Origin of the sequence: Arthrobacter sulfonylureivorans (assembly GCF_022637435.1) — a bacterium.
Classification (GTDB): Bacteria; Actinomycetota; Actinomycetes; order Actinomycetales; family Micrococcaceae; genus Crystallibacter; species Crystallibacter sulfonylureivorans.
This window is the reverse complement of sequence record NZ_CP093326.1, coordinates 98,802-113,254: the sequence shown is the minus strand read 5'-3', so window position 1 is coordinate 113,254 and position 14,453 is coordinate 98,802. Positions and strand designations below refer to the sequence as shown.

Genomic DNA, 14,453 nt, shown 5'->3' with positions numbered 1-14,453 from the left:
GGTAGTGACCGGCTTGGCGCTGATGTGATCTGATGGGACGCATGGACAGCAGCGCACCCACCCCCAGTGAATCCGGCGCCTCCCCCGGCCCGCCCCCGCGGCTGGTCAACTGGGAACTGGCCGCCTCCACGGCAGCCAAACTGACCCCGGCCGGCCCCCGGATGAAGGCCGCGGAAATCCGTGCCGCCGTGGACGAGCTGCGCCGCCTTGCCGAGCAATCGGTGGACCACGTGCACCGCATCACCGGCCTGGATGCCGCCCGCGACCTGCGCGATTCCGAGGTGCTGATCATCGACCGCGCGGCCTGGTCAAAGGCCAACGCCCGCAGCTTCGAGGTCATGCTGGCTCCGGCCATCACGGCGCTCGCCGAGAAGCGCCCGGACCAGCTCAAGAGCGCCACCACGGCCGTGGGCAGCGCCATCACCGGCACCCAGATGGGCGCCATCCTCTCCTTCCTGTCCAGCAAGGTGCTGGGCCAGTACGACCCGTTCTGCTCGCTGCTTCCCGGCGGCCCCGCGGCCGGTCGGCTGATGCTGGTGGCGCCCAATATCGTGACGGTGGAACGCGAACTGAATGTGGTGCCGTCCGACTTCAGGTTGTGGGTCTGCCTGCACGAGCAAACGCACCGGGTGCAGTTCGCTGCGGCGCCCTGGCTGCGAGACCACATGATGGAACAGATCGGCGAGCTCTCGTCGTCACTGGTGGAAAAATCGGACACACTGGGCGAGCGGCTGCAGCAGGCCGTCAAGGCCGCCGTCGCCGCGACCAAGGACAGCGGGAAGGACGACGGCGGAGCGCCGGGTTCGTCGCTCAAGGGTTCCATCCTGGAGCTGATCCAGGGACCGGAGGAGAAGGCGGTCTTCTCGCACCTGACGGCCGTGATGAGCCTGCTGGAGGGCCACGCCAACGTGGTGATGGATGCGGTGGACTCCTCGATTGTTCCCACCGTGAAGACCATCCGGCAACGATTCAACGCCCGCGGTCAGAGCCGCGGCGCGCTGGAGAACTGGATCCGCAAGCTCATGGGCCTGGACGCCAAGGCCCGGCAGTATTCCGACGGCGCCAAGTTCGTCCGTGCCGTGACCCGGCAAGTCGGCATGCAAGGCTTCAACGCCGTGTGGGCGCGTCCGGAAAATCTGCCCACCGAGGAAGAGATCCACCATCCCGACCTGTGGATCAGCCGCATGGACCTCAGCCGCGCATGAGCGGTGCGGCAGCGGACCGGCGCAAGCCCCGGCTCCATCCGCGCGTGGGGGCCGTCCGGCACCAGTTGCGCCAGGCGTTGGAAGAGTTTGGGCCGGCACCCGCCACCGCGGACTCCGGCGGGGCTCCGCTGTTGCTGGTGGCCTGCAGCGGCGGGCCGGATTCGCTGGCCCTGGCCATCACCGCTGAATTCTTCAACCGGCCCGCGCGCAACGGCGTCCGTCCCTACCGGGTGGGAGCCGTCGTCGTCGACCATGGATTGCAGGCGGGCAGTGCCGAGGTGGCCGAGGGTGCGCGGCTGCAGCTGGAATCGCTGGGCCTGGCGCCGGTCCAGGTGCGCCGGGTGAGCGTGGAATCCGCCGGGATGGGGCCGGAGGCCGCCGCCCGGACGGCACGCTATGCAGCCTTGGATGCTGCGGCGGCGGAATTCGGGGCGGCCGCTGTCCTGCTGGGGCACACCCTGGACGACCAGGCAGAACAGGTGCTGCTGGGCCTAGGGCGCGGGTCCGGCACCCGCTCGCTGGCCGGCATGCCGGTGAAGCGGGGCCAGTACCTGCGTCCGTTCCTGGCACTGCGTCGGCGGGATACCGAGGACGTCTGCGCCCTGGCCGGGCTCCAGCCCTGGCAGGACCCCAGCAACACGGATCCGCGCTTCATGCGCTCGCGGATCCGGACCCGGGTGATGCCGTTCCTGGAGGACGAAATGGGCCCCGGCGTGGCAGAGGCGCTGTGGCGTTCGGCTCAGATCCTGGCCGCGGATGCGGAGTACCTGCAGTCCCAAGCGGCCGAAGAGTACCGTCGAGTGAGGCTCGTGACGCCGGACGGAGTGGAATTGCAGCGCGACGGCATGGAACGGCTGCCGGCCGCCATGAAGCACCGCGTGATCGCCTTGGCCGCCGCGGAGTTGGGCGGCGAGAATCCCAGCTACGAGCGGCTGCAGGCGGCCGAAACGCTGCTGCGCCGCCACGGTTCGGCCGGCCCCGTGCAGTTGGCCGGATTCGTCAGCGTCTACCGGCGGACGAATGCCAATACGGTTCCCCAAGATGGCACCGGCTATGGCAATCTTGTGTTGAGAGCAACTGGCCGCAGCCCCGGTCAGTCGAACCGCTAGACCCGGGAGCAAGTGGTGGATTCCAACGACGTCCAGGAAGACCTTAAGCACGTCCTCTACACCAAGGAGCAGATCCAGCAGCGCGTTGCCGAGCTGGCTGCCCAGATCGACAAGGATTACGAAGGGCGCGATCTGCTGATCGTGGGAGTCCTCAAGGGCGCGGTGATGGTCATGGCAGACTTGGCGCGGGCCCTGCACAGCCACGTCAAAATGGACTGGATGGCCGTCTCCTCCTACGGGTCCGGCACCCAATCCTCAGGCGTGGTGCGGATCCTGAAGGACCTGGAGACGGACCTGATGGGCAAGCATGTGCTCATCGTGGAGGACATTATCGACTCCGGCCTGACCTTGTCCTGGCTGAAGACCAACCTGATTTCCCGCGGTCCGGCCAGCGTGGAAATCTGCACGCTGCTGCGCAAACCCGATGCCGCCAAGGTGGAGATCGACGTCAAGTACGTCGGCTACGAGATCCCGAACGAGTTCGTCGTGGGCTACGGGCTGGACTACGCCGAGCGCTACCGCAACCTGGACTTCATCGGCACGCTGGCGCCGCACATTTACGAATAAACCGCAGCACCGTCTTCTGGTCTTCTACAGGCCACGCTACGCCGAGAGGGAACTAATCGGCTCCGCCGAGCGTGAATGAAGACGGACGGTGTATAGCTGTAGTAGCCCACCGGGCTGCCATCACGCGCGGACAAGCAGGAGGGACGGGCGCAAGCCCCCAAGTCGCATGAAATTGAAGAACCTTTTCAAGGGACCAATCATCTGGATTGTCCTGGTCTTGGTCATCCTCCTGATCGCCGTGCCAAACTTGGCCGGCCCGCAGTCGTCGCGGGTCGACACCAGCGTGGGACTCTCGCTGCTGCAGGACAAAAAGGCGGAACAAGCCCGGATCAACGACGGCGCGCAGAGCGTCGACCTGACGCTGCGCGACGATCTGGTCATCGACGGCGCCAACAAGGGCAAATCGGTCACCTTCTTCTACAGCCGCGACCGCGGACCGGACATCGTGGATGCGATCAACGGCTCTGGGGTGGACAACTTCACCGACCAGCCGGTGGAGAACAACTGGTTCATGAGCTTCATCAGCCTGATCCTGCCCATCCTGATCATCGGCCTGATCTTCTGGTTCCTGCTCTCGCGCATGCAGGGCGGCGGCTCCAAGGTCATGCAGTTCGGCAAGTCCAAGGCCAAGCTGATCTCCAAGGACATGCCGCAGGTGACCTTTGCCGACGTCGCCGGCGCCGACGAGGCCGTGGAGGAACTGCACGAAATCAAGGAGTTCCTCTCCGAACCGGCCAAGTTCCAGGCCGTGGGCGCCAAGATCCCCAAGGGCGTGCTGCTCTACGGTCCGCCCGGCACCGGCAAGACCCTGCTGGCCCGCGCCGTGGCCGGCGAGGCCGGGGCACCCTTCTTCTCCATCTCCGGTTCGGACTTTGTGGAGATGTTCGTGGGCGTCGGTGCCTCCCGTGTCCGTGACTTGTTCGAGCAGGCCAAGGCCAACGCGCCGGCCATCATCTTCGTGGACGAGATCGACGCCGTGGGCCGGCACCGCGGCGCCGGCGTGGGCGGCGGCAACGACGAACGCGAGCAGACGCTGAACCAGTTGCTGGTGGAGATGGACGGCTTCGACGTCAAGACCAACGTCATCCTGATCGCCGCCACCAACCGCCCGGACGTGCTGGACCCGGCGCTGCTTCGCCCGGGCCGCTTTGACCGGCAGATCTCCGTGGAGGCCCCGGACCTGGAAGGCCGCCACCAGATCCTTCAGGTGCATGCGGCCGGCAAGCCCATGGCCCCCGGCGTGGACCTGCGGTCGCTGGCCAAGCGGGCGCCCGGATTCACCGGCGCCGACCTGGCCAACGTGCTCAACGAGGCCGCGCTGTTGACCGCACGCTCCAACGCCCAGCTGATCGACGACCGGGCACTGGACGAGGCCATCGACCGTGTGATGGCCGGCCCGCAGAAGCGCTCGCGCGTGATGAAGGAGCACGAGCGCAAGATCACCGCGTACCACGAAGGCGGCCACGCGCTGGTCGCGGCCGCGCTGCGCTACTCCGCGCCGGTCACCAAGGTCACCATCCTGCCCCGCGGCCGCGCCCTGGGCTACACCATGGTGGTGCCGGAGGAAGACAAGTACTCCGTGACCCGCAACGAACTGCTGGACCAGTTGGCCTATGCCATGGGCGGCCGTGTGGCCGAGGAGATTGTCTTCCACGATCCGTCCACCGGCGCTTCGAACGACATTGAGAAAGCCACCGGCACCGCCCGCCAGATGGTCACCCAGTACGGCATGAGCGAACGCGTCGGTGCCGTGAAGCTGGGCCAGGGCGGCGGCGAGCCGTTCCTGGGACGCGACATGTCGCATGAACGCAATTACTCCGACCACGTGGCGTTCGTGGTGGACGAGGAAGTTCGCCGGCTGATCGACGACGCCCACGACGAGGCCTACGCGATCCTGACCGAGAACCGCGACGTGCTGGACCGGCTGGCCCTGGCCCTGCTGGAGCGCGAGACGCTGAACCAGCGCGAGATCGCCGAGATCTTCCATGACCTGCGCCGCCGCGACCTCCGCGACGTGTGGCTGTCCAAGGAGACCCGGCCGGTCCACGACATCCCGCCGGTCATCTCGCGGCGCGAGCGCGAAGCCGCCGCCATCGGCCAGCGGGAAGAAGAAAGCCACGCGGCGGTGATTGTGGACCCGAATCCGGCCGGCGGAGAGCTGCCGGAGGACGACGGCCGCGGCGGCGTTTTGGGCACCAGCGGCTAGGATCGCATACGTGACCGAATACGATGACGTCGTTGCCGAACTGGATTTCGACCCGCAGATCGACCTGCCCAGGATCGAAAAGGCGGTGCGCGAGATCCTGATCGCCGTCGGCGAAGATCCGGACCGCGAGGGCCTGCAGGACACCCCGCAGCGGGTTGCCCGTTCGTATGCGGAGGTCTTTGCCGGATTGCACCAGGATCCCGCGGACATCCTCGGCACCACGTTCGATATCAACCACGAGGAAATGGTGCTGGTCAAGGACATCCCGTTCTATTCGACCTGCGAGCACCATCTGGTGCCGTTCCACGGCACCGCTCACATTGGCTACATCCCGTCGCATGAAGGTAAAGTGACCGGGCTGAGTAAGCTGGCCCGCCTGGTGGAGATTTACGCGCGCCGCCCGCAGGTGCAGGAACGCCTCACCACGCAGATCGTGGAGGCGCTGGTCAAGTACTTGGAACCCAAGGGTGCGATCGTCGTCATCGAATGCGAGCACATGTGCATGTCCATGCGCGGGGTGCGCAAGCCGGGGGCCAAGACGGTTACTTCGGCGGTCCGCGGCCAGCTGCGCGAACAGGCCACCCGGGCCGAGGCCATGAGCCTGATCATTGGACGATAGCGAAGAGATAGAGACGGTAGAACTAGATGGATTCACTCGCCGCAGTCCCCGGAACCGGGCCCGCCACCTCGCCCCTGCCCGTGCTGCGCAAGGCACGCGTACCGAGGAAGTTCGCTGACCTGCCCACCGACCGGGCCATCGTGATGGGCATTTTGAACGTCACGCCGGATTCGTTTAGCGACGGCGGTGAACACGCCAACCGGGAAGCGGCAATCGCGTACGGGCTGAAACTGCTCTACGGCGGTGCGGACATCATCGACGTGGGCGGGGAATCCACCCGCCCGAACGCCGATTCGATCACTCCGGAAGAAGAGCAGAAGCGGATTCTTCCGGTCATCGAGGCACTGGCCAAGGCCGGCGCCCTGATCAGCGTGGACACCATGCACGTGGACACCGCCGCGAAGGCACTGGATGCCGGCGCAGCCATCATCAACGATGTGTCCGGCATGACGTTCGACCCCGAGATGCCGGCGCTGGTAGCGGAGCGCAAGGTCCCCTACATCCTGATGCACCGGCGCGGCGATGCCCGCCACGCGGATCCGAAGGCGGAGTACCAGGACGTGGTGGCCGAGGTGCTGGCGGAACTGACGGAACTGCGCGACAAGTTCGTCGCCGCCGGCGTAGCGCCGGAGCAGATCATTCTGGATCCGGGTCTGGGCTTCTCCAAGAACGCCGAGCACAACTGGGAACTGCTGCGCGCCACCGGGCAGTTCGCCCAGCTGGGACACAAACTGCTGGTCGGTGCGTCCCGCAAGCGGTTCCTCGGGTCCTTACTGACCACCGCGGGCAAGGCCGCCGCACCCAAGGAACGCGACCAGGCCACGCTGGCGGTCTCCGCACTGGCTGCGGCCAACGGCGCGTGGGGTGTGCGCGTGCACGACGCCGGTGCCTCCCTTGACGCTGTCAAGGTCGCCGCCGCCTGGGCCAAGTAGGGCGGGACATGGCGGCAGGAGTACCGGCGCGGCCGGACATCATCAAGCTCACCGGGATTTCCGCCGTGGGCTACCACGGCGTGCTGGAACAAGAGCGCCGTGACGGTCAGCGGTTCATTGTGGACGTTGCGTTGCACACGGACATCCGGCCCGCGGCGGCTGGCGACGACTTGACGAAGACCGCCAACTACGCCGAGCTGGCGGACCAGGTGGAAGCGATCATCACCGGCGAGGCGCTGCAGCTGATCGAAACCCTGGCCGAACGGATTGCCGACCACGCGCTGCGCACGTTCTCCGTGGCGGCCGTCGAGGTCACCGTGCACAAACCACATGCACCCATCCAGGTGGAGTTTTCCGACGTCACGGTCAGCATCTACCGGGAGAAGCCATGAGCGTGCGCGCCGTGCTGGCGCTGGGCAGCAACCTCGGCGAACGCAGCGACACGCTCTCGCACGCCGTGGCCGACCTCGTGGACACACCCCATGTGCGGCTCCGCGAAGTCTCAGCGGTGGTGCAGACCAAGCCGGTGGGCGGTCCCGAGGACCAGCCGGATTACCTGAACATGGTGCTGGAAGTGGAGACCGACCTGGATCCGCACCAACTGCTGGCCCATTGCCAGGCGGTGGAGAACAAGCACCACCGGACACGCGAAGTGCGCTGGGGCCCGCGGACTCTGGACGTGGACATCATCACTTACGGTGACCTGACCCTGGACGATGATGACCTGATCATCCCGCATCCGCGGGCGCACGAACGCGCCTTCGTCCTGGCGCCTTGGGCGTGGATGGACTCGAACGCCACGCTCAACGGCGTCCCGGTGGGCGAACTAGCCAAGGCTGCCGGGGATCTTGACGGCGTAGAGCCCTACGAAGCCGAACCGTTCGAAGCCGGGCAGTAGTGTCCGGCGGGGTGGGGGCTTCATGAGGACCATCAGGTACCGCGCCCTGGTGACCATCGCCGTCGTCACTGCGGTGCTGGGATGGCTGGGCAACCAGGTCACCGAGCGCAACGGGCTGCCGGTACCGTTCCTGCATCTCTCCTCGCTGGTCACGATGGCAGCCATCGCCGTGTTCACGCTGGTGCTGGGCCTGAAGGTGCGCCGCTGGCGCAACGGCAAACGGGACAAGGAACTGAATCCGGTGCTGGCGGCCCGCACGCTGGTGTTGGCCCAGGCCTGCGCCTACGCCGGTTCGCTGATCTTTGGCTGGCACGCCGGCATCCTGCTGGACCAGCTCATTCTGCTGCTCTACCGGCCCGGCCTCGGCGCGCTGCCCGCCGTGCTGGCTATGATGGGCGGTGGCCTGATCATGGTGGTGATAGGGCTGGTGGTGGAGCGTTTCTGCAAGCTCCCGCCCGAAGACACCGAAGCGGCCAAGGACAACGGAACCGAGGCCCAAGGCGAGGGGGAGTATGCCTAGCGAAGCGATCGATCCGGCCGGCATTAGCTGGATCAGGGTCTCGCCCAAAAGCATCACGGTGGAACTGATCGGCTGGTTGATCTCCTCAGTGATTGCCCTCGCCGTCCTGTCCGCTCCGCTGGTCCTGATGCTGGCCGGCGTCTGGCCCGGGTTCCCGGCTTGGCTCGCCTGGCTGCTGAGCCTGGGCACCCTGGTGATATGCGTCTGGTCCGGACTGTTGATCCCGCGCCAAGTCAGGGCAATCGGTTATGCCGAGCGGGACGAAGACCTGCTGATCCGGCGCGGCCTGTTTTTCCAGCGCGTGATGGTGGTGCCCTACGGCAGGATGCAGTACGTGGATGTCGGTGTGGGCCCGCTCCAGCGCGCCTTCGGCCTGTGCTCCGTGAAGCTGCACACCGCCAGCCCGCAGACCAATGCCAGCATTCCGGGAGTCCCGGCGGCGGAAGGCGCACGGCTGCGCGAACAGCTCTCCGACCGCGGGCAGGCAAGGCTGGCCGGGCTATGACCATTCCCGGCAGCACCGGGCAGGACCCGCTGCACGGGCAGGGGCCGGATACGTCCGGCGAGGTGATGCCGGCCTCCCAGGGGGTGCCGCTTATTCCCGACACCACCGGCACCTGGCACCGGGTGCATCCCGTTTCGCCGCTGGTCCGTGGCTGGATCGCGCTGGCCGCCATTGCATACTTCTTTGGCCGCGACTGGTTCGAGGCCGTGTTCCGCGGCGACGAGTTCTGGGGGCTGAGCGGCGGCCGCGCGCTCTGGACCGTGCTGATCGTGGCGGTCGTCGTCCTGCTGCTGGTGGCGGGGTTCTTCCTGTCCTGGTGGTATACCCGTTACCAAGTGACGGACGACCATGTCCGCGTGAACTCCGGAGTCCTGTTCCGCCAGCACCGCCAGGCCCGGCTTGACCGGGTGCAGGCGATCGACGTCATCCAGCCCCTGCTGGCGCGGATCTTCGGCCTGGCCGAACTCAAGTTCGAGGTGGCCGACGCCGGCGAATCCGCCGTGCGGCTGGCGTACCTGCCGCTGGCCTCGGCGCAGGAACTTCGCGCCACCATCCTGGCCCGGGCCGCGGGGCTGACCAGTGAACCGGGCCATGCCCAGGAACCGGTTCCCGAGGCCCCCGAACAGCAGATCCTGGCCGTGCCGGGCAGCCGCATCGTCGGCGCGGCGCTGCTCTCCGGCACCACGGTGTTCCTCGCCATCATGCTGATTGCGGCGGGCGTGTCCACCTTTGTGTTCGATGCGGCGTTCGGGCCGGCCCTGCTGGTGCCCGCGGCCTTCGGTGTGGCCGCCGGCTACTGGTCCACCTTCAGCACCGGCTACAACTTCCGCGCCGCGGTATCCCCGGACGGCATCCGGCTGCGCTACGGGCTGCTGGAGACCCGGGCGCAAACCGTTCCGCCGGGCCGGGTGCAGGCAGTGGAAATCATGCAGTCGCCGCTGTGGCGCTTCAAGGGCTGGTACCGGATGCGCGTGAACGTGGCCGGCTACGGTGTCAGCACGGAGAACTCCGGCGCCCGCACCACGCTGTTGCCGGTCGGTACGCGGCAGGAAGTCATGCAGATGCTGGCCCTGGTGCTCCCGGATCCGGGCACCGATGATCCGTTCGCCGTCTTCACCGCGGGGCTGGACGGGATTGCCGCCACGGACCAGAACGACGGCGGTGCCTCCGACGGCGGTTTTGTCACCTCGCCGCGGCGCGTTCGCTGGCTCTCCTGGCTGACCTGGCGCCGCAACGGCTTTGCCGTCACGGGCACCGCGTTGCTGGCCCGCAGCGGTCGGCTGTGGCGCAGCCTCGCCGTGGTTCCGCACGAGCGGACCCAATCCATCGCGCTGCACCAAGGCCCGTTGGGCCGGCGCCTGCGCGTGGCCGACCTGCGGCTGCACACCACCACCGGTCCGGTCACACCGGTGGTCTACCAGATCGACGCAGACACGGCCCGCCGGCTCTTCGACGAGCAGGCGGCCCGGGCGGCCGCGGCCAGGCGCCGCAGTCTTCCCGAGCGCTGGCTCGAAGCCAGACCCGAATCCACGCCCGAACCCAGTAGCGGACCCGAACCCGAGGCAGCCGCCGGGCGCCCGGACGGCCAGTACGGTCCGCAGCAGAACGGACCCCCAACGGAGCAGGAGAGCCGCCATGGCGGGCAGCACTAGGCCGGGCCGGCTGGGCATTGGCGTGATCGGTGCCGGCAAGGTGGGAGCGGTCCTCGGCGCCGCGCTGCGCGGGGTAGGGCATGCCGTCGTCGGCGTTTCCGCAGTCTCAGAGGACAGCAAGGAACGGGCGGAGAACCTGCTGCCCGGCGTGCCGATACTGCAGATCCCGGAGGTCGTTGAACGGGCCGAACTGGTCCTGCTGGCGGTACCTGATGATGCGCTTCCGGACCTGGTGGAGGGCTTGGCCGCGGCCGGGGTCTGGCAACCGGGCCAACTGGTGGTGCACACCTCCGGACGCTTCGGCACCGGCGTGCTCGCGCCGGCACGGGCGAAGGGAGCCATCCCGCTGGCCATCCACCCCGCCATGACCTTTACCGGCATGAGCCTTGACCTGGCCCGGTTGACCGACTGCAGTTTCGGGGTAACCGCCGAGGCCACGGTCCTGCCGATCGCGCAGGCGCTGGTGGTGGAGATGGGCGGCGAACCGGTAGTCATCGCCGAGCAGGACCGCACGCTCTACCATGCGGCCTTGGCGCATGCCTCGAACCATCTGGTGACCATTGCGGCGCAGTCCGCCCAACTGCTGGCCGAAGCCGGCGTGGAGCAGCCGGACCGGGTGCTCAGCGCACTGATGCGGGCCTCCCTGGAGAACGCGCTGGCCTCCGGCGAATCGGCGCTGACCGGGCCGGTGGCGCGCGGCGATGCCGGCACGGTCCGCAGCCACCACGAGGCGCTGCTGCGCCGCGAAGTGGATTCGGGCAGCACCGACATCCGGCTGGCCTACGAAGAACTGGCCCGTGCCACGGCCCAGCGCGCCTTGGAACGGGGCATGCTGAAAGAAGCGCAGGCCACGGAGATCCTTGACATCCTGGCCCAATCCAACCCTGAGGAGAAGCAGTGACCCGTCCGCGCCTTGTGAGCACTCAAGCCGAGCTGAAGGATGCCACCAGCAGCCTCCTGGCGGAGGCCGGGGCAAGCGGCCGGCCAGCGCTGGGACTGGTGCTGACCATGGGGGCGCTGCACGCCGGTCATGCCGCCTTGGTGCGCGCCGCGCGGCAGGCGAGCGACGTCGTCGTGGTTTCCATCTTTGTGAATCCGCTGCAGTTCGGTGAAGAGGAGGACCTGAACCGTTACCCGCGCACGCTCGAGGCCGATCTGGACCTGCTGGCGGAGTGCGGCGCGGACGTGGTGTTTGCGCCGGGCGTGGAAGAGGTCTACCCGGACGGCGGGCCGATGGTCAGGATTACCGCCGGGGAACTCGGCGCGAAGTTCGAGGGGGCCTCCCGGCCCGGCCACTTCGACGGAGCGCTCACGGTGGTGGCCAAACTGCTGCATCTTGGGCTGCCGGCCGGCGACGCGGACTATCGGACGTTTTTCGGACAGAAGGACGCCCAGCAATTGGTGCTGGTCAAGCGGATGGTGGCAGACCTGAACTTCCCCGTGGAGGTCGTGGGGGTGCCCATTGTGCGCGACGACGACGGGCTGGCGCTCTCCAGCCGCAACCGGTTCCTCTCCGAAGCGGAGCGGGAGGCGGCGCTGGTGCTGTCCCGCAGCCTGGCGTACCTGCGCGGACAGGCGGAGCGCCATGAAGCCCTGGACATCGGCGGCGCCCTGGCCATGATCGACTCCGCGCCGCTGGTCCAGCCGGACTACCTGGAAGTGGTGGACCCGAAGACCCTGGAGCCGCTGGCCTTCAACTGCCGGGAAACACCGTTCACCGGCGAGGCCTTGGCGCTGGTCGCCGCGAAGGTCGGCCCGGTGCGGCTGATCGACAACGTGCAGCTGGGGTACTGACCCGGGGCGCTGAGCTTGGGCGTTTGGCTGGCCCGGCCCGGGTACCGGTACCCTTAACTACCGTGACCCGCGAAAATACCCCCACCCCACATCCCGCAGCCGAGGCTGCCGACGCCTCCGAGCAGATGCACGTGCGCATGGCCAAGCGCGCCAAACTCCTGGAACGCGGTGTGGAGGCCTACCCGGTGGGTGTGGACCGGACCCATACGCTGGCCGAGGTGCGTGAAAAGTACGGCCATCTCGAGGCCGACGAGACCACCGGCGACATCGTCGGCGTGTCCGGGCGGGTGGTCTTCATCCGCAACACCGGAAAGCTGTGCTTCGCCACGCTGCAGGAAGGCAACGGCACCCGGCTGCAGGCCATGCTGAGCCTGGCGAACATCGGCGAGGAAGCGCTGGCGGGCTGGAAGGCGCTGGTGGACCTGGGTGACCATGTGTTCATCCGTGGCGAAGTCATCAGCTCCAAGCGCGGCGAGCTGTCCGTGATGGCCGAGTCCTGGCAGATGGCCTCCAAGGCGCTGCGTCCTCTGCCCGTGCTCCATGCCGGCCTCAGCGAAGAGACCCGCGTGCGGCAGCGCTACGTTGACCTGATGGTCCGCGACGAAGCCCGGCAGATGGTGTACACCCGGGCGGCCGTGATCCGTTCCATCAGGGACACCCTGCACTCCCATGGTTATGTGGAAGTGGAGACGCCCATGCTGCAGCTCATCCACGGAGGTGCGACGGCCCGCCCCTTCGAGACGCACCTGAATGCGTTCAACCAGCACATGACGCTGCGCATCGCCACCGAGCTTTACCTCAAGCGTGCGGTGGTCGGCGGCATTGACCGGGTCTTTGAACTCGGCCGGATTTTCCGCAATGAGGGTGTTGACTCTACGCACAGCCCCGAATTCACCACGCTGGAAAGCTACGAGGCCTATGCCGACCAGTTCGTGATGGCTGAGCGCATTAGGGAGATGATCCTTAATGTGGCCGACAGCCTGGGCACCCGCGTGCTGGAAACCCCGCAGGGCACCATTGACCTCAATGGAGAATGGCGCTGGCTGGGGGTCTATCCTGGATTGTCCGAAGCGGTGGGCCGGGAAATCACTCCGGAGACGGGCGGCGGCATCCTGCGCGAAATTGCCGACGAGCACGGCGTGAAGATCGACCCGAAGTGGGACCCCCAGAAAACCGTGGTTGAGTTGTTCGGCGAAATCGTCGAACCCACCCTGCTGCAGCCGACCTTCGTCTACGATTACCCGCCCGCGGCACAACCGTTGGCGCGAAACCACCGGGATAAGCCGGGGCTGATTGAGGCATGGGATCTCATTATCGGCGGAATGGAACGCGGCACCGCGTTCTCCGAACTCATTGATCCGGTGATCCAGCGCGAACGCCTGACCGAGCAGTCGCGTCTGGCAGCAGCCGGCGACGAAGAGGCCATGCAGTTGGATGAAGACTTCCTGCGCGCCCTCGAATACGGCGCTCCGCCGATGGGCGGCATCGGACTGGGCATTGACCGGCTGGTGATGCTCTTCACTCAAGTCGGAATCAGGGAAACCATTCTATTTCCGCTGCTGAAGCCGGAGGTGGGCTAAGCATGGAATATCTGTGGGTGCTCGCGCCGTCGCTCGGCGTCGGACTCTTGTTCTATTTCGTGATGAAAGCCATATTCAATGCCGACCGCAAAGAACGCGAAGCCTTGGCGGAGGCGGAGCGTGAAGCCGATAGGCGCGCGGCTGGAGACGGCACCGAATAGCTGCGAACCCCGGACGATTATCGATCGTCTGGGGTTTCTCCTTTAAGCACTACAGGGCATGTGGTTTCGCCGACATTATGGCTTATACCGATATGGTCCATACCAGATTCTCTTGAGCTTTCTTAATCAGTTCGTATTGCCTTCAAATGGAGTGTGCGCAATAATCAATTTGGTTCGGTAATCCCGGCCAAATTGTTCACTCACTAAAGGAGCCTTCCGTGGCGCAAGAAGTAAAAATCATTCTGGTTGACGATCTGGATGGTGGCTCGGCGGATGAAACGATCCGCTTCAGCATGGATTCCAGCAGCTACGAGATTGATCTTTCTTCAACGAATGCCGCGGCCCTTCGCGACGCTCTTAAGCCGTTCATTTCCGCCGGTCGGAAGATTCCTTCCCGTGGCGCCAGGGCCGGCAAGCCGGCCAGCAGTACCCGCAGCCAGGATGCTTCGGCAATCCGGGCGTGGGCACGGGACAACGGCTACAACGTCAGCGACCGCGGTCGTGTGCAGTCTGAGATCATCGAGGCCTACAAGGCCGCCCACGGGGGATAACGGGCGGCCCGTTCCCAAACGGGCAGATCAATCGGCGGGGCGGACAGGCAACTGTCCGCCCCGTTTGCGCTCTTCCGGCAGGGCATTACCCCTAGGGCGAACAGGCCCTCCCAAGAGGCAGTCGGCCACGTAGCATCAAAGTACGCAGTAGCTA

Annotated in this window: 16 protein-coding genes; all 16 read left to right on the top strand. The window is 66.6% G+C overall.

Translation table 11 applies throughout. The features are described 5' to 3' along the window. The first annotated feature begins 32 nt into the window (after window positions 1-32). Window positions 33-1,205, top strand: coding sequence for a zinc-dependent metalloprotease (locus MNQ99_RS00570; RefSeq protein WP_422387477.1), 1,173 nt, complete (start codon window positions 33-35; stop codon window positions 1,203-1,205). Further along, window positions 1,202-2,314 carry a tRNA lysidine(34) synthetase TilS gene (gene tilS, locus MNQ99_RS00565; protein ID WP_241914051.1) on the top strand — a complete coding sequence of 371 codons (1,113 nt, stop codon included), beginning with the start codon at window positions 1,202-1,204 and terminating at the stop codon, window positions 2,312-2,314. Before MNQ99_RS00570 ends, tilS begins: the two co-directional genes overlap by 4 nt. A gap of 15 nt (window positions 2,315-2,329) precedes the next feature. After that, the gene (hpt, locus tag MNQ99_RS00560) at window positions 2,330-2,881 is read left to right on the top strand and encodes a hypoxanthine phosphoribosyltransferase (protein WP_127513134.1); all 552 of its coding nucleotides are present in this window, start codon (window positions 2,330-2,332) and stop codon (window positions 2,879-2,881) included. A gap of 166 nt (window positions 2,882-3,047) precedes the next feature. Further along, window positions 3,048-5,087 carry an ATP-dependent zinc metalloprotease FtsH gene (gene ftsH, locus MNQ99_RS00555; RefSeq protein ID WP_127513133.1) on the top strand — a complete coding sequence of 680 codons (2,040 nt, stop codon included), beginning with the start codon at window positions 3,048-3,050 and terminating at the stop codon, window positions 5,085-5,087. A gap of 10 nt (window positions 5,088-5,097) precedes the next feature. After that, window positions 5,098-5,706, top strand: a complete 609-nt coding sequence (folE, locus tag MNQ99_RS00550) for a GTP cyclohydrolase I FolE (RefSeq protein ID WP_241914050.1) — start codon at window positions 5,098-5,100, stop codon at window positions 5,704-5,706. Between the two features lie 26 nt (window positions 5,707-5,732). Then, a complete protein-coding gene (folP, locus tag MNQ99_RS00545) occupies window positions 5,733-6,638 on the top strand; it encodes a dihydropteroate synthase (protein ID WP_127513132.1) in 906 nt (301 codons plus the stop codon). A gap of 8 nt (window positions 6,639-6,646) precedes the next feature. Then, window positions 6,647-7,030 carry a dihydroneopterin aldolase gene (gene folB / locus MNQ99_RS00540; protein ID WP_241914049.1) on the top strand — a complete coding sequence of 128 codons (384 nt, stop codon included), beginning with the start codon at window positions 6,647-6,649 and terminating at the stop codon, window positions 7,028-7,030. Continuing rightward, a complete protein-coding gene (folK, locus tag MNQ99_RS00535) occupies window positions 7,027-7,536 on the top strand; it encodes a 2-amino-4-hydroxy-6-hydroxymethyldihydropteridine diphosphokinase (protein ID WP_127513130.1) in 510 nt (169 codons plus the stop codon). Before folB ends, folK begins: the two co-directional genes overlap by 4 nt. Window positions 7,537-7,558: 22 nt before the next feature. Continuing rightward, a complete protein-coding gene (locus MNQ99_RS00530) occupies window positions 7,559-8,056 on the top strand; it encodes a DUF3180 domain-containing protein (protein ID WP_127513129.1) in 498 nt (165 codons plus the stop codon). Next, window positions 8,049-8,561: a PH domain-containing protein gene (locus MNQ99_RS00525; protein WP_241914048.1), complete on the top strand. Its 513-nt coding sequence runs from the start codon at window positions 8,049-8,051 to the stop codon at window positions 8,559-8,561. Before MNQ99_RS00530 ends, MNQ99_RS00525 begins: the two co-directional genes overlap by 8 nt. Then, complete coding sequence (locus MNQ99_RS00520; RefSeq protein ID WP_422387476.1) at window positions 8,558-10,213, top strand: PH domain-containing protein; 1,656 nt, start codon at window positions 8,558-8,560, stop codon at window positions 10,211-10,213. The genes MNQ99_RS00525 and MNQ99_RS00520 overlap by 4 nt, the downstream gene beginning before the upstream one ends. After that, entirely contained in the window at window positions 10,197-11,114 is a 918-nt protein-coding gene (locus tag MNQ99_RS00515; protein ID WP_127513126.1) for a Rossmann-like and DUF2520 domain-containing protein, read from the top strand. Before MNQ99_RS00520 ends, MNQ99_RS00515 begins: the two co-directional genes overlap by 17 nt. Further along, a complete protein-coding gene (gene panC, locus MNQ99_RS00510; RefSeq protein ID WP_241914047.1) occupies window positions 11,111-12,007 on the top strand; it encodes a pantoate--beta-alanine ligase in 897 nt (298 codons plus the stop codon). The genes MNQ99_RS00515 and panC overlap by 4 nt, the downstream gene beginning before the upstream one ends. A gap of 62 nt (window positions 12,008-12,069) precedes the next feature. Next, a complete protein-coding gene (lysS, locus tag MNQ99_RS00505; protein WP_241914046.1) occupies window positions 12,070-13,587 on the top strand; it encodes a lysine--tRNA ligase in 1,518 nt (505 codons plus the stop codon). A gap of 2 nt (window positions 13,588-13,589) precedes the next feature. After that, a complete protein-coding gene (locus MNQ99_RS00500) occupies window positions 13,590-13,748 on the top strand; it encodes a hypothetical protein (protein WP_164745439.1) in 159 nt (52 codons plus the stop codon). 218 nt (window positions 13,749-13,966) lie between these two features. Then, window positions 13,967-14,299, top strand: coding sequence for a histone-like nucleoid-structuring protein Lsr2 (locus tag MNQ99_RS00495; protein ID WP_127513124.1), 333 nt, complete (start codon window positions 13,967-13,969; stop codon window positions 14,297-14,299). Window positions 14,300-14,453: the final 154 nt, after the last annotated feature.

What these genes read in the sequence shown, in the direction of transcription:
- MNQ99_RS00570 (WP_422387477.1), top strand. Translation starts at nt 33, where the DNA reads ATGGGACGCATGGACAGCAGCGCACCCACCCCCAGTGAATCCGGCGCC.
- tilS (WP_241914051.1), top strand. Translation starts at nt 1,202, where the DNA reads ATGAGCGGTGCGGCAGCGGACCGGCGCAAGCCCCGGCTCCATCCGCGC.
- ftsH (WP_127513133.1), top strand. Translation starts at nt 3,048, where the DNA reads ATGAAATTGAAGAACCTTTTCAAGGGACCAATCATCTGGATTGTCCTG.
- folP (WP_127513132.1), top strand. Translation starts at nt 5,733, where the DNA reads ATGGATTCACTCGCCGCAGTCCCCGGAACCGGGCCCGCCACCTCGCCC.
- folB (WP_241914049.1), top strand. Translation starts at nt 6,647, where the DNA reads ATGGCGGCAGGAGTACCGGCGCGGCCGGACATCATCAAGCTCACCGGG.
- folK (WP_127513130.1), top strand. Translation starts at nt 7,027, where the DNA reads ATGAGCGTGCGCGCCGTGCTGGCGCTGGGCAGCAACCTCGGCGAACGC.
- MNQ99_RS00530 (WP_127513129.1), top strand. Translation starts at nt 7,559, where the DNA reads ATGAGGACCATCAGGTACCGCGCCCTGGTGACCATCGCCGTCGTCACT.
- MNQ99_RS00525 (WP_241914048.1), top strand. Translation starts at nt 8,049, where the DNA reads ATGCCTAGCGAAGCGATCGATCCGGCCGGCATTAGCTGGATCAGGGTC.
- MNQ99_RS00520 (WP_422387476.1), top strand. Translation starts at nt 8,558, where the DNA reads ATGACCATTCCCGGCAGCACCGGGCAGGACCCGCTGCACGGGCAGGGG.
- MNQ99_RS00515 (WP_127513126.1), top strand. Translation starts at nt 10,197, where the DNA reads ATGGCGGGCAGCACTAGGCCGGGCCGGCTGGGCATTGGCGTGATCGGT.
- MNQ99_RS00500 (WP_164745439.1), top strand. Translation starts at nt 13,590, where the DNA reads ATGGAATATCTGTGGGTGCTCGCGCCGTCGCTCGGCGTCGGACTCTTG.